At 60.0% G+C, this 20,058-nt stretch carries 14 protein-coding genes; 7 read left to right on the forward strand and 7 right to left on the reverse strand.

All coding sequences use genetic code 11. From position 1 onward, the window contains the following. Positions 1–2: 2 nt before the first annotated feature. Entirely contained in the window at positions 3–1,052 is a 1,050-nt protein-coding gene (locus A3220_RS14490; RefSeq protein WP_044629248.1) for an SPFH domain-containing protein, read from the reverse strand. A 1-nt stretch (position 1,053) separates the two neighbouring features. Then, positions 1,054–1,548: an NfeD family protein gene (locus A3220_RS14495; RefSeq protein WP_062375469.1), complete on the reverse strand. Its 495-nt coding sequence runs from the start codon at positions 1,546–1,548 to the stop codon at positions 1,054–1,056. A 213-nt stretch (positions 1,549–1,761) separates the two neighbouring features. Between A3220_RS14495 and A3220_RS14500 the strand changes: the two genes are divergently transcribed. Continuing rightward, positions 1,762–2,475, forward strand: a complete 714-nt coding sequence (locus A3220_RS14500) for a trimeric intracellular cation channel family protein (RefSeq protein ID WP_063744298.1) — start codon at positions 1,762–1,764, stop codon at positions 2,473–2,475. On the opposite strand, the gene A3220_RS14505 is transcribed toward A3220_RS14500, so the two are convergent. Continuing rightward, positions 2,472–5,420, reverse strand: a complete 2,949-nt coding sequence (locus A3220_RS14505) for a hypothetical protein (RefSeq protein ID WP_062375471.1) — start codon at positions 5,418–5,420, stop codon at positions 2,472–2,474. The genes A3220_RS14500 and A3220_RS14505 overlap by 4 nt on opposite strands. A 107-nt stretch (positions 5,421–5,527) precedes the next feature. Between A3220_RS14505 and A3220_RS14510 the strand changes: the two genes are divergently transcribed. The 4 genes from A3220_RS14510 to A3220_RS14525 all read left to right on the forward strand — a co-directional run bounded on the left by A3220_RS14510 (position 5,528) and on the right by A3220_RS14525 (position 9,192). Next, entirely contained in the window at positions 5,528–6,235 is a 708-nt protein-coding gene (locus tag A3220_RS14510; protein ID WP_062375472.1) for a DUF3581 family protein, read from the forward strand. Between the two features lie 148 nt (positions 6,236–6,383). Further along, on the forward strand, positions 6,384–7,370 hold the full coding sequence (locus tag A3220_RS14515; RefSeq protein ID WP_044629244.1) for a TRAP transporter substrate-binding protein: 987 nt from the start codon (positions 6,384–6,386) through the stop codon (positions 7,368–7,370). Positions 7,371–7,394: 24 nt separating this feature from the next. Beyond that, positions 7,395–7,931 (forward strand): TRAP transporter small permease subunit, encoded by a 537-nt coding sequence (locus tag A3220_RS14520; protein WP_044629243.1) that lies wholly within the window; start codon positions 7,395–7,397, stop codon positions 7,929–7,931. Next, complete coding sequence (locus A3220_RS14525; protein WP_252860485.1) at positions 7,924–9,192, forward strand: TRAP transporter large permease; 1,269 nt, start codon at positions 7,924–7,926, stop codon at positions 9,190–9,192. Before A3220_RS14520 ends, A3220_RS14525 begins: the two co-directional genes overlap by 8 nt. Positions 9,193–9,210: 18 nt before the next feature. Here the strand turns inward: A3220_RS14525 and A3220_RS14530 are convergent, their stop codons facing one another. From A3220_RS14530 to A3220_RS14540, 3 genes are all read right to left on the reverse strand, one after another. Beyond that, positions 9,211–10,089: a transglutaminase family protein gene (locus tag A3220_RS14530; RefSeq protein ID WP_044629241.1), complete on the reverse strand. Its 879-nt coding sequence runs from the start codon at positions 10,087–10,089 to the stop codon at positions 9,211–9,213. Next, a complete protein-coding gene (locus A3220_RS14535) occupies positions 10,086–12,494 on the reverse strand; it encodes a circularly permuted type 2 ATP-grasp protein (RefSeq protein ID WP_062375474.1) in 2,409 nt (802 codons plus the stop codon). Before A3220_RS14535 ends, A3220_RS14530 begins: the two co-directional genes overlap by 4 nt. 73 nt (positions 12,495–12,567) lie before the next feature. After that, positions 12,568–15,921: a transglutaminase family protein gene (locus A3220_RS14540; protein ID WP_062375476.1), complete on the reverse strand. Its 3,354-nt coding sequence runs from the start codon at positions 15,919–15,921 to the stop codon at positions 12,568–12,570. Positions 15,922–16,354: 433 nt separating this feature from the next. On the opposite strand from A3220_RS14540, the gene A3220_RS14545 reads away from it, so the two are divergent. Continuing rightward, positions 16,355–17,839, forward strand: a complete 1,485-nt coding sequence (locus A3220_RS14545; protein ID WP_062375477.1) for a circularly permuted type 2 ATP-grasp protein — start codon at positions 16,355–16,357, stop codon at positions 17,837–17,839. A 4-nt stretch (positions 17,840–17,843) separates the two neighbouring features. After that, positions 17,844–18,842, forward strand: a complete 999-nt coding sequence (locus tag A3220_RS14550) for an alpha-E domain-containing protein (RefSeq protein ID WP_062375479.1) — start codon at positions 17,844–17,846, stop codon at positions 18,840–18,842. On the opposite strand, the gene A3220_RS14555 is transcribed toward A3220_RS14550, so the two are convergent. Next, the gene (locus A3220_RS14555) at positions 18,843–19,904 is read right to left on the reverse strand and encodes a putative zinc-binding metallopeptidase (protein WP_062375481.1); all 1,062 of its coding nucleotides are present in this window, start codon (positions 19,902–19,904) and stop codon (positions 18,843–18,845) included. Positions 19,905–20,058: the final 154 nt, after the last annotated feature.

Below are 20,058 nucleotides of genomic sequence, written 5' to 3' on the forward strand. Positions count from 1 at the left end.
CGTTAGCTGCTACTGGCACCACCGACGATGCCACTTCTCAAGCCGCTTTCCTGACCGGAGCGGCTTTTTAAATGATGAGACACGGTGTCTTCTGGGGAGCCTGCCATTTCCCGGAACATGCCCATGGAGCCCAGCAGAGCCGAAGACTCATAGGGCACGAACACGCGTTCGCCGTCTTTCGCCATGGTGGGCAGCACTTTGATATAGCTTTGGCCAAGCAGGTAACCCACCACCGTGCGCTTGTTCTCTTCGCTATCGCCAATGGCGCTGAGCACCAGCTTGATCGACTCCTGCTCGCCCTGGGCACGCAGAATGGCCGACTCTTTATCGCCCTGGGCATTCAAGATGGCGGATTCACGCTGGCCTTGGGCCATGGCAATGGCGGCTGATTTTTCGCCCTCGGCTTCGGTGACCGTTGCGCGGCGTTTACGCTCGGCGGCCATTTGCAGGCGCATGGCCGATTCAACCTCTTCCGGCATGGCGATATCCTGCACTTCCACCCGGGAGATCTTGACCCCCCATTTAGAAGCTGGCTCTTCCATCGCCGCCTGAATCTCGTTGTTCACCTCCGCGCGGGACTCAAACAGTTTATCCAGCTCCATCTTACCCACCACCGAACGGAGCGTGGTTTTCGCCAATACCTCGACGGCTTGGCTCATGTTCTCGACTTCATAGACTGCCCGCTTGGGGTCGATGATTTGATAATACAGCGCGCCATTGATGCGCACCGTGACGTTATCCGTGGTCACCACGGGCTGGCCGGGGAAATCCATCACCGTTTCGCGGCGGTCAATGCGGGTCTCATCGGTAGTGATGGCCGTGTACTCCTCGCCCATTTTGCGATAGCGCAGCATGGTGATGGCGCGGGGCTGTTCGATAAATGGAATGATGATGTTGATACCGCTCTCCAACACGCGGTGAAAAGAGCCGAGACGCTCGATCACCATCACTTCCGATTGGCGAACGATCACCAAGCCTTTCGAAATGATCAAAATGCCGATGACGACGATGATCAGGCTAATCAGTAGGCCGGGGCTTATCGGTAAATCCATGTCAAGACTCCTGGGTGTTGGGGGTGGCGCGTGAACGATCATCCGTGTCGGATGGCGTTAAGGTGACCAGCGCGGTCGTGCCTTCAAAGCGTTTGAACACGACCTGCGTGCCTTCGGGCAGCTCTGTTTGGCCACTTTCGAGCACACGTATACGGTAGAAATCGCCGTTCACTTTAATCCCAGTGGCATTGTCGTAATCTCTCAGCAGCGTGGTATAGCGGTTGCCTTTTTCTACGCCGGTACCAGTGGTGCCGTAGGCAACCCCTTTGGGAGAGAAGCGTGGCCGAATCACCATTACGCCTAATGGCACCAGCACTCCCGCAAAGATGCCCATGCTGAGCAACTGCCAGGGCAGCGATAGCCCCAAAGCCGTGACGGCGGCGGTGAGCGCCGCAGCGATGCCGAGCGCCAACAGCACCATCGCGCCAGAGGTCAGTTCGGCTAGGCTCAACAGTAGGGCGAGCACTAGCCAGCTATAGGCAGGGTTCCAATCCATATACGCTCCTGATGCCAATACACATTTTATAGGACAACGTACCACTGCTTTGGCAGTGACATAAGCATGGTTGTGATATTCATAGTAAATAGTTAGACCAATTCAATTGGGTGTTATCCTCCGCACCTGATTTAGCGATCCCCCCATAGCTTTATAGACATGGCATGGGTAGATGGGGACGAGTGAAAAGGAAGTAATGAAAAGGAGAGCCGCGTGTCGGGTGTTATTTATTGGTTGGATATGGCGGGAGTGATTGTGTTTGCCCTGTCGGGCGTGATTTTGGCCTGCCGTTCGCGGATGGACCCGTTTGGCATGCTGGTGCTGGCGGCGGTGACCGGGATCGGCGGCGGCACCTTGAGGGATCTGGTGCTGGGTGTCCGGCCGGTGTTCTGGGTCACCGACCCCACGTATCTGTGGGTCATCCTCGCCACGGTGGGCGTGTCGTTGGTGGGATTTCACTATATCCATCGTCTGTCTCGGGGTTTTTTACCCATCGCGGATGCCTTCGGCCTGGCACTGTTTACCGTGATCGGTACCCACAAGGCGCTGCTGCTGGGCACGTCGGGGGTGGTAGCGGTACTCATGGGCATGATGACCGGCGTGGCGGGCGGCATGATTCGTGATGTGCTGGCCCAGCGGGTGCCGATGGTGCTGCGCGAAGAGATTTACGCCACCGCCGCCATGGCGGGTGGAATTGTCTATGTCGCGCTGCAGGCGCTCGATGCGCCACTGACTATCGCCATTGCCGCCTCGCTCAGTGTGACACTGGGGCTGCGCTTAGCGGCGATTCATTGGCACTTGGCTTTGCCGGTGTTTGCCTGGGTCACGCTGCCGCCTAAACACCAAGACGCCAACGCGCCGCTGTCGACACCGCAAAAGGCCAAAGAGCGTGTACGTATGATTCGTCGGGAGCGCACGCGCCGCTAAGGCCTGGGAAAACGCTGGGCGTCGCGCCAGCGGTCAAACCAGCGCTTGGGCTGGAGTACACGCAGGGCCGGTTCGCTGTCGTTCAGCTCCACGCCAAGGCCCACGGCACCAAGCCGGGCATAGAGCGCGCCATTGGCTTGGCCGTTGGCTAGGGTCATATCGGAGAGCAGTCGCAGTGGCCCGCCTGTGAGCGTGAGATCATGCAGGCGTATTTGCTCTCCGCTCATCGCCAGTGCCGCACTGCCATGGATGTCATGCACGTTCAGTAGCCTACCCAGCCAGTCGCTCTCCCGGGCGCGGGCGAGAAAGAGCCGTGCCAAGAGCCCCGTATCGCGCATCCCTAATCGTAGCTGGCTGGTGAGTTGAATGGGATTACTCCACTCCAGTTGCGCCTCCTCCATGGTGAGCTGTACCCACCAGCCCGCATCCTGAGTGCCATCGTCGCTGCGACGAAAGACGTTTTCCAAGCGCAGGTAGGAGTCGTTGGCGGTGAACCGACGTGTCTCGATATCGCCTTCGGTAAGCTGTAAATGCAGCGTCACGTCGCCCCTCAGGCGCTGCTCCAGTAGCGCCATCTCGGTGTCGAAAGCGCGCAGCGTGATATCACCTTGGGCACGCAGCCCCTCCAGCAGCCATTCGCTGGTCAGGCTGGCGTTGCCGGAGAGAAGCTCGACTCCCGCATCTTCTGGCAGGTAGCGGTTGTAGCGGGTAATGTCCGGCACCTCGGTGATGGGTAGCGCAACGCGGGTGGTGAAGTGTTCGGGAGCGGGTGAGTCCAGCACGTCGCTAAAGCGGTCGGTTTGGGTGGTGAGCGCAAAATGGCGGCCTTCCAAATGCGCGCGGTCGTCCTCTTGCTGCCGTAGGACAAACTGCGGAATCCCCAGCGAAAGCTGCGCCTGCTCGGGGCTGTCGAGCTGGGCGGTCAGCTCGCCGCGCCCGGTGGCTAAATAGTCGAGGAACGTCACTTCTAACTGGTTAGCCTTGATCCGCAGCCGCGTCGGAGCTTGCAGCGCGTCATCGATGAACGCGCCCTGCAAAAAGAGCTGGCCGTTGCCGGATAGCGTTACGCCGTGGGCATCCGGTAAAAACGTGTTGAGAAATCCCAGCCGCTGCACGCTGCCCTCCAGCGTGAACTGCCCGCTAGGCGTAGCGTTTCGGCGCTGGAAACGGCCGTTGCGCAGCACCAGCGTGCTCTCCAGCGCTTCGCTGGGATGTTGCGGGTCGGCGACTTGCCAGCTCAGCCGCGAGCCGCTGATGTCCATCTCCGTGCCATTCAGCGCCGCTTGGCGAATCGCCAGTGTGAGCTGCGTATTGCTCACCAAGGTGCCGCGCTGCCCGCTACGTTGCCAGCCGGTGGTCAGCGCGTTGCCGGCTAGATGAAGCTCTCCGCTTAGTTGCTCGGTCGTGAGGATTAGCTGCCCATGGCTGGTGGCCGTGCCACTGTTTAACGTAAGCGGAGAAGGGCTGGGCAACACCGACGCAAGGTAGGGTTGTAGCGTTTGGATATTGGGCAGCGTGGCGTCTTCCCAGCTCAGTTGCGCCGTGGCACTTTGTTGGGCCTGCTCGGGGTCGAGGGGGCTTTGTGCCGCTAGTGTTAGCGCTGCGTTTGCCAGCAAGGTGCGCTCCTGATGGCGCAGCGTGGCGTCCGTGAAGGCCAGTTTTGCCGTTATCTGTTCCTTAGTAGAGAGCGCCGCGTCGAGGGTACCGCTGCCTTGCGCGGTGAGTTCGAGCAGCTCTGCGCCTAGCGTGGGGGCTTGAACGGTTAGCGATGCTTCGTAAGGGCGTGCATCCTGGAGCGTCGCGCTGGCGGTGATGCTCCCCTGGCCGGAAAGCCGAACCCCTTGGCCATCGAAAGCCGTTGCGAGATAGCGGTCGAGCATGTCGAGTCGTGTCACTTCGCCCGATAGCTCAAATGACGCACGGGTGGGCAAGTCGAGCTGATCCAGGCGCTGATTGGGAATGTGGGTAGCGAGGGCGAGCTGGGTATTCGTCGCGTAGGGATGCGTATCGGCTAGCGTGACGTTTTCCAACTGGGTCGTGAAGCGCAGTTGACCCTCTTCCACGGCGAGTCTGACGCGCCCCTGGCCCGTGGCGGTATGCGGCGGCGGTGTGTCATCCGCTACCAGCCAGCGGCGCGTGTTATCGGTACTTCTCAAGCGCTGCTCATCCATCGAGAGGGCCAGCTCGGGGGCTGCTAACGTCAGTTCGCTGTCCGGCTGCAGTTGGCCCTCGGCGAGCGCAAGCTCGCCTTCCAACACGCCGCTGCCTGCCAAGCTTAGCCAGGGCAGTGCCTCTAAGTAAGGCATGAACACATCCCAAGCGTCGGCTTGAGCCGTGATGGCAAGCTGGGCGGTGAGGGCGTCGAGCAGCGCCTCCGTCAGCGCATCGTTACTTTGCTGGGTGGACAGTGAGTCCAGTGACGCCGTACTGCGTAGCTGAATGTCCTGCACCAGCGTGGTTTGATCGCTCAAGCGGACGAGGCGGCCCTGGGTAATATCCAAGCCTACATAAGGCACGCTGAGGGTCTCTTGGCTGAACTGGGTATCCTCGACCTTCAGCTGGCCCTCTGCTTCCAGGGCAATGTCCCCGATGGTAAAGCGGCGAATGCCGTTCGCTTCCAGTGCTTGAATATGTAGCTCTCCGCGCAGCAGGGCAAGCAGCGATAGCGACAGGGTGGCTTGGCTGGCCTCGACGGTAATCGGTAGCGCCTCGTCTTCTCGGGCTAGGTAGAGGTTGTCGACTTCCCAACGGCCAGGGTGAAGGCTCTGGGCGTTCGTCCAGCGTACCTCGACCCCTTCGATGGTGGAGAGTCGTTGCGGTAGCCATTGGCTGTTAAGCAGCCAGTGGCTGCCTACTAGCCAGATCAGCACGAGGGCTAGCGCGCCAAACAGCAGGACGATCAGTGGGCGAAAACGACGTGGTGCAGCGGGCGTGTCACGGGACATACGGGCTTCCTAGCAGATGACTCCTGTTGGCGCGTGTTTTATGGCATTATGCGCGACGTGGGGCAGTTATGGGTTTTCGATTTCAACGCTAGGCAGGCAGCAAAGCCATGTTCAAGGATTTTTACGCGCAGCGCGGAGAGTATGTGGTGATCTCCGCGGAGCAGGCCAGCCGCTTCGCTAAAAGCGTGGCTGGCGACTACAACCCGATTCACAACCCGGATGCGCGGCGTTTCTGCGTGCCCGGCGACCTGCTGTTTACGCTGGTGCTGGTGAAGTTTGGGCTGTCGCGACAAATGGAATTTCGCTTCACCAATATGGTGGGTGCCGACACACCGATCAAGTTTAGTGAAACCGTTGACGGGGATATTCACGTTTGTGACGACAGCGGTAAATGCTATTTACAGGTTGTCCGCAGCGGCGATATGACCCGCGATGAAGCGGTGGTAGAAGGGTTTGCCCGCTGCTACGTCGCCTTCTCGGGTAAGAATTTTCCCCACTATCTCAAGCCGCTCATGGAGCAGCATGGGGTGATGTTTAACCCTAAACGCCCGCTGGTGATCTACGATAGCATGGGCTTTTGCCTGGAACGTTTAGACGGCTTCTCACCTAATCTGGCGCTGAATCAATCCTCCTTGGATGTCCAGGGTAAACGTGCAGATGTGCTGCTGGAATTTTCCATTGAGTCAGCCGGTGAAGCGGTGGGTGTAGGCTCTAAGAAGCTCGTCGTCAGCGGGCTATGCGACTACGACGCTACCGAAATGGCGGCCATTGTCGACGAATTTTACCGCTTGAAAGCCGCCTACGAAGCCGCCTAGGGCAGTGGATGCCTACCCGTCATTGCGACGCTGCGTTAGCGCAATGGCGGGTGCCATTAACGCTACCGCTCAGGTATTCTCAAAGCCGACTAATTAAAAAAATACCCAAAGCGCCGACCGGCACTTTGGCTGGACAATGAGGCTTTGCATGAACCGAATGAAAACGCTGACGCTTGCCTGTGCCGCAGTGACCCTGGCCGTTACCTCTATCAGCGCCCAGGCACGTGATTTTCGTCTAGGGCTGATTACGCCCGCCCAGCACTTGTGGTCTACCGAAGCCGAAGCGTTTGCCCAAACGCTGAGCGAGCGCTCAGGCGGTGAGCATAGCGTTAGCGTGTTTCCAGCTCAGCAGCTAGGCAACGAAGCGCAGATGGTGCAGCAGCTGCAAACCGGCGCGCTGGACATGGCGTTTCTGACCATTGCTGAAATCTCCAACCGCATTCCTGATTTTGGCGCGCTCTACGCCCCTTATTTGGTGGATGACGTGAACCATGCCGCGCGTCTGCTGCGTTCCGATGCCGCCGGAGAGTTGCTGGATCTGATGCCGGAAGGTGTTGGCTTGGTCGGTGTGGGTTACGGCATGGTGGGCATGCGCCAAGTATTGAGCCGCAGTCCTATCGAAAGCGCTGACGATCTGCAAGGCCAGCGGCTACGTATCACGCCCTTCGAGCCCATTCGCGATTTCTATACGGCTACCGGTGCAGCACCGGCCCCCATGCCGCTACTGGAAGTTTACGATGCGCTGGCCAATGGCCAAGTCGACGCCATCGATATGGACTTCGACTCGATTTTGATTCTGAAATTCTACGAGCAGGCGAACAACCTGCTGATCTCCAATCATATGATGTTCCCCATGGTGGGGGTGGTGTCTGGGCGCGTTTGGCGCGAGCTCTCTGAAGAGGATCGCGAGCTGATCGATACCGCCATGGCCGAACATCTGGAGAACGTGCTGACGGGGTTCGAAGAGATGGACGCCGCTCAGGAAGAGGAGATTCGCGGGTTGGACATCAATATCGTCGAAGCCGACGCTGAGTTTTTCTCTGAGGCGATTGCCGAGTGGGAGCGTATCTGGGCACCCAAAGCGCCCATGCTGGAAACCCTGCGTGCGGAAGCGGATCGCTTGCGCGACGAGTAGTGTCAATAAAGGCTAATAATCATCATGCTGCAACGCCTGTCCAACGGGCTTGCCCGTTGTGAAGAGATCACCGCCGCTGCCTTGGCAGCGGCGGTGACGTGTTTGATCCTCACGAATATCGCCTTTCGCGCGCTGGGTAGCCCACTTTACTGGGTCAGTGAACTGGCGATCTACGCCATGATCTGGATGACCTTCTTGATTGCTGGGGCGGTGCTGAAACGTCGCCACGGCATCGCGGTGACACTCGTGAGCGACCTGCTGCCGTCTGCAGGAAGAAAGTGGGTCATCGTCGCGGTAGATATGATGGTATTGCTGTTTGCCCTGATGCTGGTGTGGCTCTGCTGGCGGTGGTATCAGCCGCTGACGCTGGCTCAAACCGGCTTCGATATACGGGCGTTCCAGGGCCAGACGTTCAATTTCATCTATGCGGAAAATACCTCCACCCTGGGCATTAAAAAATTTTGGGCATGGCTGATCGTGCCTTGGTTTGCAATCTCGCTGAGCCTGCACGGCGTGTCGAATCTAGTGCAATCGCTAACGGCCATGAGGGGACGTGTATGACGGTCGTGGTGTTTCTGCTGCTACTTCTGGGCGCCGTGCCCATTGCGTTGGTACTGGCGCTCACGGCGATGTGGTATATCCAACCTCCGGCAATACGGTGCTATTCGACTCCTACCCGCAGCAGCTGTTTAGCGCCATCGAAAGCTATGGGCTGTTGGCGATTCCGTTGTTCATGCTGGCCGGGGAGTTGATGAACGAGGGCGGGTTGACCAAGCGATTGATTGCTCTGGCGCGCATTTTGGTGGGAGGCTTTCGCGGCGGCTTGGCCTATATCAACTTGGTGGCCAACATGATGATGGCGGCGATCATTGGTTCGGCGGCGTCACAAATCGCCATCATGTCTCGCGCCATGGTGCCTGCAATGGAGCAGGAAGGTTACGATACCCCCTACAGCGCGGCGATCACCGCCGCAGGGGGCCTACTATCGCCGATCATCCCGCCCTCCATGCTGTTCGTGCTGTTTGGGGTCATGGCTCAGGTGCCCATTGCAGAAATGTTTATCGCAGGGCTGTTACCAGGGCTTTTGTTGGGCGCAAGTTTTTTTGTGGTCATCGCTTTGGTGGGGCTGGTGCAGCAGTACCCGAAAGGGCAGTGGCCGAGCCGTCAACAAGCGCTGCATGATGCGTTATGGGGGTTGCCCGCACTGCTGATTCCCGTGATTATCATCGGCGGCATTTTGTTGGGTATCGCCACGCCCACGGAATCGGCGGCACTGGCCTCGCTGGCGGCCCTGCTGATGGGGCGCTTCGTGTATGGTGATCTGCGTTTGACGCAGCTTCCCATGGTACTCACACGCACGGCGATCAATGCCGGTCTTGTCATCATGCTGATTGCCGCAGCGGGTGTGTTTGGCTGGGTAGTGATCTACGAGCAACTGCCGCAAATGGCCGCTGAATGGATTGCTGCGTTGACCAGTAGTCCGTTTCTTTTTTTGCTGTTGGTGATTGGGGCGCTACTGCTAGTGGGAATGGTGATCGATGGGATTGCCGCGCTGATTTTGGTAGTGCCCATTTTGATGCCTATCGCCCAGAGCCAGTTTGCGATTAGCCCTTATCAGTTTGGCGTAGTGGTCTGCTTAACCTTGGTAATGGGCTTGCTGACGCCCCCTGTGGGAGCTGGGCTGTTCATTGCCTCTTCCATGACCAGCGCACCGCCGCTAAAAATCTTCCGAGCGTTGCTGCCCTTTTTACTGGCCACCCTGGTCACGCTGGTCCTGCTGGCGTGGTTGCCATGGTTGACTAACGGATTGATTCAACGGTGATCGTCTCGCACGCGCGGTTTAGGCCGCGCTGTTGTCCGTGAGGGGCATTACGTCTACCTCCACCTCGAGCTGGTGGTCGCCGCCGCCATTCATCACGCCTTTGAGTGGTGCCACGTCCGCATAATCTCGCCCCCAAGCCAGCACTGGGTGCTGTTCACCGGCTACCGTACCGTTGGTTGGATCCAGCGCTAGCCACCCCCAGTCCGGAATCCACGCGGCTAGCCACGCGTGGGAGGCATCGGCGCCAATGAGTCGTGGTTGGCCAGGTGGCGGCTGAGTCTCCAAGTAGCCGCTTACATAGCGTGCCGCCAAGCCCACCGAGCGCAGTGCGCCAATGGCGAGGTGGGCAAAATCTTGGCAGACCCCCCGTCGGTTAGCCAGCACCTCACTCAATGGTGTGGCCAACGTGGTAAAGCTGGGGTCGTACTCGAAGGTGTCGTAAATCGACTGATTGAGCGCTAGCGCGGCATCGACCAGCGGTCGGCCGGGAGTGAAACAGCTGCGCGCAAAGGCCGCCAGCTCATCGTTACGACGAATGAACGGCGAGTCGAGCCGGTAGAGCTGCATATCGAAGCGGCTGTCGTTGCGCAACTGCTCGGCTACACGCTCCCACGCCGGAGAGCTGCTCGGCAATGGCCCGAGCGGTTGAGTGTTGAGCGGCGTCACGACGGTCACATCCAGCGTTTGGTGCACGTCTTCCAGTGCGAAGTAGAGCACTCGATTGCCAAACACATCGCGGCGCTCGGCCTGCACCTGAGGCATTGGGCTGATCGTCAGTTCCGAGGCACCACACTGCTGGTGCTGGGTTTTACGTGGCAGTACCCGGGCCTCGCTATGACAGAGCGTCACCGGTGCGCTGTAGTGGTAGCGTGTGGTGTGCCGCAAGGTGTAGTTCATTCGTCGGGCTCCATGCTGACAAGTTGGCGCGGCCGTTCCACGTGGCTGAAGTGGCTGTGGCTAATGGCATCAGAGAGCGCATTGAGCGGCGCAATCAGCTCGTCCAACAGTTGCTCCAGCGCGGCCTGCGCATCTGGAGTATCGGCCAAGTGGCTAATTCGGTCGATGTCGGCGAGATGCAGAGCGGCGTTGGCTTGAATGAGCAAACGTCGCTCGGCATTTCGGTAGGGCGACGAGCTGCCGGGCAGCCGATCCATCTGCCGTTCCAGACGTTTGAGCATGTAGCCCACCGAGCGCGGGTTGGTTTCGTCGAAGAGCAGCAGGTCAAGAATCGCTTCGGGGTGCAGCTCGCTTCGGTAGCGTCGCCGGTAGGCCGTAAAGTTATCGGTGGTGGCGAGCACCACCTCCCATAGCGCCAGCCCCGGTGAGTGGGGAGCGTTGAGAGTGAGTTTGAGCAGCGACAGCAGGCCTAACACGCGATCCAGGAAGCGGCCAATGTCCATGAAACGCCAGCCGTAATGGTGGGGCATGGTTTCGTTGCACAAGCCAAAAAAGGCGGCAATTTGCGCCGACAGCCCTTCGCAGGCACGCCGCGCCGCGCTGGCACCCAGGCTCGGGTTGAACGTGTCTACCCGCTGTCGCAGTTGGTGTACCACTCGCCAGGAGTCATCTCCCAGATGTTCGCGCACGCTGCGAGCGTTACGCAGCATTTGGGCGAACAGTGGCTGCAGGGCTTGAGCGTCGCGCTCATCGAACTGGGTCAGCAGCGCCGTGCGCTTTTGCGCAAAGCCCACTAGGGGCGGCTTGGTGCTCTTCCCTTCATGGTCGAGCGTGGTGATATCGAGGGCTAGCAGCAGCTCATCTAGCAGTTGATCCGCGATCTCGTCCTGGTCGTACTCCATTAAACGCAGCAGCGCTTCGCGCAGCAAGCGGGCGCGGGCATCCAACCGTTCGCCGTAGCGTCCCAGCCAAAATAGACTTTCGGCCACCCGACTGGGCAAGTCGGTGCCATCGCGGGTGGCGACCACCGGGCCACGCGCTTGGCGTAGCTGGCTGACATGGGGTTGGGGCGTATTCGCGGTGACCCAGACATCTTTGACGATCGGGCTGCTTAACGATGGTGAGGCCGGGGAGCCAACCCACGCCAGGCCGCCGGGCATGACATGATAGTCACTAGGCTGCGGACGTTGGGTCGCGATGCTGCCAGGCATTCGTGTAACGAAGCAGCGTAAGTTCAGCGTTGCGGGGGATAACCGCTGCATGTTGGCATCGAACACTGGGGCCGATGCTGGTTGGGTACTGGCATCGGCACTAGGCAGCAGCAATTCCTCACCGAGTAGATGCTGGCATAAGGCAGGGAGATAGTCGGCCAGCTCGGCCATTTCCAACACGCCAACGCCGAGTGCATTCGACATGGCCACGCCGCTGGCGCGAGTGGCTTGTAGCAATCCAGGCACGCCGAGTTGAGAGTCGCCGCGTAGTTCGAGCGGATCGCAGTAAGCGTCGTCGCAGTGGCGCAGCACCACATCCACAGGTTGCAGGCCTCCTAAGGTACGCAGCCATAGCTGGCTATCGCGTACCACCATGTCCTGGCCTTCGGCGAGATCGATATTGAGATAGTTCGCCAAATAGGCGTGCTCGAAGTAGCGTGGGCTGCCTGGGCCGGGGGTGAGCAGCACGATCGTGGGATTGTCACGGTGCTGGTAGGCCAGCGCGGTCAACGTACGGTGATATTTGTCCAAAAAGCCCGCCAGCCGCTTGAGCGGGGCGTTTCGATACATTTCCGGCAGCGCGCGGGCCATGAGTATGCGGTTCTCCAGCGCGAAGCCAGTGCCAGACGGCGCCTGCAGGCGATCGCCCATCACCCGCCAACGCCCATCGGTATCTTGAATGACATCGATACCGTGAAAGCTGATCGACGGACGGTCGCTGGGTTGCGAGCCATGGCAAGGCAGTAAAAAGTGGGGCGAAGCGAGAATGGCCTGCGTAGGAAGAAGCCCTGCATCGAACAGTGTGCGCGGGCCATAAATATCGTCGTAGAGCGCATTGAACAGGCGCGTGCGCTGGGTCAAGCCGACCTCTAGTGCTTGCCACTGCACCTGATCGATCACCCAGGGAAGCGGATCGAGCCGCCAGGCGCGCCCTTGGGTGTCATCGTGCATATTGAAGATGACACCGTTCTCGGCCAGCAGCCGCTGAAGCTCTTCATGCTGCTGATAGCGACCCTCGGCGCCCAGGCTTTCCAGAGCGCTGAGCAGGCTCTGCCAGCCCGGGCGCAGTTGGCCATGACGGTCGAGCATCGCATCAAACGTGCCGGGCTGTCCCTTGCCTAGCTGATTCAAGTAGTCCTCGATGAGCCCGGCAGCGCCGAGCTCAAGCAGTGAGGGAGAGACAGGGGCGGTCATGATCCTGAGAGTCCTGAGCGAGTAAGGGACGGATTATCCTGCAGCTAGCACCGATAGGAAAGCATTACACTCCTCATCGGCGCGGGCTCCAGCGTAGGTCAAGGGTACACGGCAGTTCCTGGCTGGGTGTTTCTGGCATGGGCGCCTGGTAGCCATGACCGTGGCCGCTGTCGCTGAAGCGGCCCAGGCGTCTGGCTTCGGCTTCGAAGGCATTGACCGGGAACGTCTCGAAGCTGCGCCCCGTGGGATGCACGACATGGTAGGTGCAGCCCGCCACCGAACGCTGGTTCCAGGTGTCGATCACATCGAATACCAGCGGGGCATGCACGGGAATCTGGGGGTGCAGGGCCGATGGCGGTTGCCAGGCGCGGTAGCGCACACCTGCGACGGCTTCGCCGTTGCGCCCGGTGGGAGTGAGCGGCACCTGGCGGCCATTGCAGGTCACCACGTAGCGGTCGCCGCTCATGCCGTTGACCTTCACTTCCAGGCGTTCCACCGAGGAGTCCACATAGCGGGCGGTGCCCCCTGCCGTGGCCTCTTCGCCCAGCACGTGCCAGGGCTCGATGGCCTGGCGCAGCTCGATGGAGAGCATCGGGGTGTGTAAGCGGCCATGCACCGGGAAGCGGAACTCTCGAAGCGGCGCAAACCACTCCAGCTCGAAATCGAACCCATGGTGGCGCAGGTCGTGCAGCACATCGTTCAGGTCTTCCCACAGGTAGTGCGGCAGCATCCAGCGGTCCTGCAAGGCACTGCCCCAGCGTACCGGGCGCGCACGGTAGGGCGTCTTCCAGCAGCGCGCCACCAGAGCGCGGATGAGCAGCGTCTGCATCAGGCCCATGCGGGCGTGGGGGGGCATTTCAAAGCCGCGCAGCTCCAGTAGCCCTAAACGGCCGCTGTCGCTGTCCGGTGAGTAGAGCTTGTCGATACAGAACTCGGCGCGGTGGGTGTTGCCGGTCAGGTCGGTGAGCAGGTGGCGCAGCAGTCGGTCCACCAGCCAGGGCTGAACGACCTCGCCTTCGGGCATCTGTTGCAGGGCGATTTCCAGCTCGTAGAGAGCTTCATGGCGGGCTTCATCCACCCGCGGGGCTTGGCTGGTCGGGCCAATGAACAGCCCGGAAAACAGATACGACAGGCTTGGGTGGTGCTGCCAGTAGGTTACCAGACTGGCCAGCAGGTCCGGCCGACGTAGAAACGGGGAGTCCTCTGGTGTCATGCCGCCCAGCGTGACATGGTTGCCGCCGCCGGTGCCGGTATGGCGGCCATCGACCATGAATTTTTCGGTGCCCAGCCGCGCCTGGCGGGCTTCATCGTAGAGCCGTTCGGTCTGGGCGACCAGCGCTGGCCAGCTGTCGGCCGGCATGATGTTGACCTCGATGACGCCGGGGTCCGGGGTGATCTGGAAGCTGGACAGACGCGGGTCCCGGGGGGGCGCGTAGCCTTCAATCATGACTGGGCAAGCCAGCGCCTGGGCGGTTTCCTCGATGCTGCTCAACAGGTCGAGGTAGTGCTCCAGGTGAGTCAGCGGTGGCAGGAAGACATGCAGGCGGCCCTCACGAGGCTCGACGCACAGGCTGGTATGGATCACCTTGTGTTCGCGGTCGTCGGCGGCGCTTGGCTGCTGCTGAACGGCTTCGCCTTCCGGGTGGCTATGGCTGGGATGCAGGCTCTTGCCATGGCGCTCGGCGCTGGTGAAGCGATGCTGTTCGGCATTGCGGCGCGCCACTTCGCCGTGAATGTCGCCCAGCGCAGGTCGCGGTGCAAACAGCGACTGGGGCTGCGGCTGCTCTTCCGGGTCGGCCCAGGGGAGCGCCGACAGCGGCAGACGCAGGCCCATGGGGGAGTCGCCTGGCACCAGGAACAGGTGATCGCGTTTGAGCGGCCAACGGCCGCTTTCCCAGCGATGAGACTGGGAAATCGAGTGACGCAACGGGAGCGCATAGCCCACGACGGCGCCCAGGTCCTGCTCCAGCAGCCGTGCCAGGCGGCGGCGTTCGGCATCGTCTTTCAGGTCGGCATTACGCGGGTCGACGCTGACCGGTAGGGTCTGCTCTTTCCAAAGGTAGTAGTAGGCATCTTCGTAGGCGGGAATCCAGTGGCGCTGCGCCACGCCCAGGCGTTCGCTCAGCGTATGGATGAAGCGCTCTACCATGGCGTTGTCGAGCTTGGCGTGGGGCGCGCCTTCGGTGCTGGCCAGCCACTTGGGGTCGCGCCACAGGGGCGCGCCATCCTTGCGCCAGTAACAGGCCAGCGCCCAGCGAGGCAGCGGTTCGCCAGGGTACCACTTGCCCTGTTGCTGCTGAATGACGCTACCGGCCGCGTAGGCTTCCTGCAGTCGGGTCAGCAGCGCCTCGGCGCGCTCACGCTTGTGCTCGCCCAGCGCTTCGGTGTTCCACTGGGGGCTCTCCATGTCGTCGATGGAAACGAAGGTCGGCTCGCCCCCCATGGTCAGGCGAACATCCTGCTGCTGGAGGACTTCATCCACCTGGTCGCCCAGCGTCAGAATCGCCTGCCACTGCTGGTCGCTGTAGGGGCGGGTGACGCGCGGGTCTTCATGGATGCGCTCCACGCGCATCTCAACATCGAATTCCACTTCGCACTTGTCGGAGAAACCGGTAATGGCCGCGGCGCTGCCAGTGGTGGGGGTGGCGGCCAGCGGAATATGACCTTCACCAGCGAACAGGCCGGAGGTGGGGTCCAGGCCCACCCAGCCTGCGCCCGGCAGAAATACTTCGGTCCAGGCATGCAGGTCGGTAAAGTCCACCTCGGTACCGCTGGGGCCATCCAGCGCTTTCACATCCGGTGTCAGTTGAATCAAATAACCCGACACGAAGCGTGCCGCCAAGCCTAGATGACGCAGTATTTGTACCAATAGCCAAGCGCTGTCGCGGCAGGAGCCGCTCGCCAGAGTCAGCGTCTCTTCACAGCTTTGTACCCCAGGCTCCATACGCACCAAATAACTGATGTCCTTTTGCAGGCGCTGATTGAGGGCGACGAGGAAATCGACGCTGGTGGTCGGTTCGAGAGAGACGTCTTTCAACCAGTCCAGGAGTCGCGGTCCCGCTTCGGTTACCTCTAGGTAGGGGCCAAGCTCTTTGCTGAGTTCGTCGGGATAGGTGAACGGAATCTTTTGGGCGACGTCATCCAAAAAGAAATCGAACGGGTTGATCACCGTCATGGGGGCCACGAGTTCGACGGCAATGGTGAGCTCTTTACGTGGCTCGGGGAACACCACGCGGGCATTGAAGTTGCCGAACGGATCCTGCTGCCAATTCAAGAAATGGTCGTCGCCTGAAATATTCAGTGAATAGGCGTCGATATGGGTACGGCAGTGGGGGGCCGGACGCAGACGAATCACATGGGGCGAGAGCTTGACGGGGCGGTCGAAGCGATAGGTCGTGCGGTGATGCAAGGCAACGCGAATGGTCATGAGCCACCCTCAAAGAAAGCCAAAAGTCACCGTGCGTATTCCGCATAGCGCGTCGGTGAAGAAAATAAGTACCAAGAAGTATCGTTGGAGTTGAACTATTTTGCAGCTGCAATATGAGTAATGGCGTTTAAAGAGTGTGGAAAATTGTCATCGCACCATAATCGATAACTGGTATGCACTATTTTGGTGCTCTAATAACGATTAAGTACTAAAAGATGAGTGTTAATTTCTTTCATGTATAAAAGTTGTGCCAACCGAGCCTTACAAAGAGAAGAGTAAACGCTAAGCGCCTATTGAGCGTTGAAATAGCGGGGAATATGGCGCGAGTTTTGCGTGTTTATATGGTCAAGTTGCTACGTACATTGCACGCGGCAGGCCTACACTACTGAATTAAGGAAGTTGCCGCTTCCACCCTAGCGCCAGGAGAGCGCCCATGAGCCAAGTAGATTGGAATAACTATGCGTGCCGTGACTTTTACGACGAGCTGTTGGCGGCGCCAGGCAAGCCTCGTGCTTCTGCGGACGAGTTATGTCACATGTTGGCGCGCTTTAGTGCGGAAGAGCTAGCTGAACGTAAAACTGCGGCAGAAATTGCCATTCGAACGATGGGCATCACGTTTACCGTTTATTCAGAAGGGGCGATGATCGACCGCGCCTGGCCTTTCGATATCGTTCCCCGCATCATTCCGGCCAATGAGTGGCGAAAAACCGAGGCGGGTTTAAAGCAGCGCGTACAAGCGCTGAACTTGTTTATCGATGATCTCTATCACGAGCAAAAAGTCGTCAAAGATAAAGTGTTGCCCGCCGAAGTATTGGCTCAGTCGGCCAATTTTCGACCTCAGTGTGTGGGCATCAATCCGCCCCACGGCGTGTGGGCCCATATTTGCGGATCTGACTTGGTGCGCGGCGGCGATGGCACGCTTTACGTGTTGGAAGACAACTTGCGTATCCCGTCGGGCGTTTCGTACATGCTGGAAAACCGCAACGTCACCAAGCGCGTGTTACCGGAGCTTTTCGCCTCGGGCAAGATCTTGCCAGTGGACGACTATGTCGCGCAGCTGTACGACATGCTGGCGGCCATGTCGCCCCGTCCGGGCGACGACCCGCAGGTAGTGGTGCTGACGCCTGGCATCTATAACTCTGCCTATTTCGAACACGCCTACCTGGCGCAGCAAATGGGGGTCGAGCTGGTGCAGGGTAGCGACATGCTGGTGGACGACGATGACGTGGTCTACATGCGAACGGTGGAGGGGCTGCGGCGAGTGGATGTCATTTATCGTCGTGTGGATGACGAGTTTCTGGACCCTGAAGCCTTCAATCCGCATTCGATGCTGGGCGTGCCTGGGCTGATGCGCGCCTGGCGGGCGGGCAAGGTGGCGCTGGCCAATGCGCCAGGGGCAGGCGTGGCAGACGACAAGGTGGTATACGCCTTCGTGCCAGAGCTGATCCGCTACTATCTGGACCAGGAGCCGCTGCTGCCCAACGTACCCAGCTACCTGTGCATGTTCGAAGAAGACCGCAAGTACGTACTGGATCACCTCGATGAGCTGGTGGTGAAGCCCGCCAATGAGTCCGGCGGGTATGGCATGCTGATCGGGCCTCGCTCCACCAGGGAAACCCGTGACGAGTTTGCCCGCCTGATCAAGGAGAACCCGCGCAACTACATGGCCCAGCCTACGCTGGCGCTCTCCACCACGCCCACCCTGGCTAACGGCTTGCCGCAACCGCGTCATGTGGACCTGCGCCCGTTCATTCTCTCCGGCCCCGAAACCCATGTGACCACGGGTGGTTTGACCCGCGTGGCGCTAGTGGAGGGGTCGCTGGTGGTCAACTCGTCCCAGGGGGGCGGCAGCAAGGATACCTGGATCGTCGAGGTCGATGAGAACGCGGCTGATGCCGCCGAGCAGGAAGGAGTCTAACGCCATGCTGTCACGCGTAGCTGAAAACCTGTACTGGATGGCGCGCTACATCGAGCGGGCCGAAGACACCGCGCGGCTGCTGAGCGTCAATAGCCACTTGATGCTCGACCTGCCGCGCCACCTGCCGCTGGGCTGGGCGCCACTGATCGAAATGACCGGCACCCTGGATGCGTTCAACGAGCGCCACTCCAGCTTTGACGAGCGTAGCGTGGTGCATTTTTTGTGTGCCGATGCGCAGAATGGCAGTTCGATTCTTTCGGCGCTGGCCAGTGCTCGGGAAAACCTGCGCACTACCCGAGACGTGGTGCCCAGGGAGATCTGGGAGGAGGTCAACCAGCTCTATTTGAGCGTGGCCGACCATGCGGAAAACGGCGTTAGCCCGCGCCGTCGCGATGCCTTCCTGAAGAACGTGATTCGCGGCTGCCAGACGCTGACTGGCCTGATCGAAGGCACCTTGAGCCATGGACCGGCCCGTACCTTCATACAGCTGGGCAGACATCTGGAACGGGCCGACATGACCACGCGTATCGTGGACGTGCGTTCCGCGAGCCTGCTGCCGCAGAATCCCGAAGAGTTATTGCCGTTCGAAAACCTGCAATGGATGAGCGTGCTCAAGTCGCTGACGGCCTATCAAATGTACCGTCAGGAAGTGCGGTTGAGAGTGCGGGGCCCCGATGTGCTGCGCTATCTGCTGCAGGACCCGAACCTGCCGCGCTCGATTGCCTGTAGCCTGGAAACGCTGGGGCAGGAGCTGCAGCTACTGCCCCGGCAGGACCGGGTGGCCGCCACGGTGTCGCTGGTGCGCGCCGATGTGGTCGATGCCGATATCCAGGCGTTGGCTCACTCCCCCAGCAAGCTGCATGCGTTCGTGGATGAGCTACAGATTGGTTTTGCCGCGATACATGACACGCTCAGGGCCACGTACTTCGTGAATAGCGACAACGTGCCCAAGGTGACCCAGCGACAAAGTCAGGGCCACCTGGGGGATCATGATAACGATTGATCAAGTAGATCGAGCGTTAGCGCTGGCGCTGTGTACCAACTCATGAAGGTACGCCAGCTTGTCACGCACCGGGGGAGGCAGTACCCCCGGTGCCAGGTCCAGCAGCCCCATATCACGGTTGAGCTCATTGACGACCATACCCACCTGATGAAACGCTCTTAACATGCTGTCCAGCGTGCCGTCATATTCGGCCCGTGAAATCCCCATGTGCAGAGCGGTGTCCAGCACGGCCACCATGTCCAGATAAAACGCAAAGGTTTCGGCGAAGTCCTCCCACGGGTGCATGGCGGCATAGGCAGAAATGAACCGGGTCGGCCAGTCGGCCGGCGCGCCTTGCTGATAGTAGGTTTCCAGCGCATCACCGTAGGTGGGGTCGTTATGGTCGCCAAACACTCGGACGCTGGCGGCCTCGTCCTGATCCTTGACCAACAAGTCCCAGTAGTAGTGTCCCACCTCGTGACGAAAATGACCGATCAGGGTGCGGTGGGACTCGTTCATGTCCACCCGCAGTCGCTCACGCTCGACGTCGTCGGCTTCCTTGACGTTGATGGTGATATGGCCGTTGGCATGGCCGGTATAGACCTTCTCCTGATTCGCGGTGGAGCGCCAGAGCCCTTTGTCGGGGAGGGCGTCGGCCATGAACGAGAAGCTCAAGGGGACGCGAATATCATCGCCCTGGGTCCCGTGTGGGAGCTTGAGAATCTCCAGGGTGTGGAACAGACGACGCTTGGCAGCTTCCAGTGCGGCCCAGCGCTCACGGTGACCCGCTACATTCAGGTCGGGAATCACATCGTTGTAGCGACAGCAGTCGCACAGCGTGTCGGCTTCGCCTTCGGCCATGATCACCATGCGGTTGCATACGTTCTCTACCGCGTAATTGTGGCACTTCATCAAGGGGGTGCCGCAGCCTTCGTGAGTGCAGCGGTATCCGCCGCCTTCCAGAGGGGCCAGGGCAACGATATTGCTGCAGGCCGGGCACCAGCCGACTTCCGACTCACAGGCAACACAATGGGTGTTTTCGAAGAACAGCGGGTTGCCGCATTGGCAGCTGAACGTTTGCATGGATGCCTCCTTGTGGAAAGCCACGTTATGCATCGTCGATAGTCAGGTCAGAAATAGTCAGGTCAGAAAGGTGCTTTGTCAGCATAGCGAGGCTGCTTCCCGTAGGGAAAGGCTATTTCTCCATGGCCGTGAATTTAGCTTTATCGAGTGGCTA

The organism is Halomonas sp. KX33721, assembly GCF_001596805.1.
GTDB lineage: Bacteria > Pseudomonadota > Gammaproteobacteria > Pseudomonadales > Halomonadaceae > Vreelandella > Vreelandella aquamarina.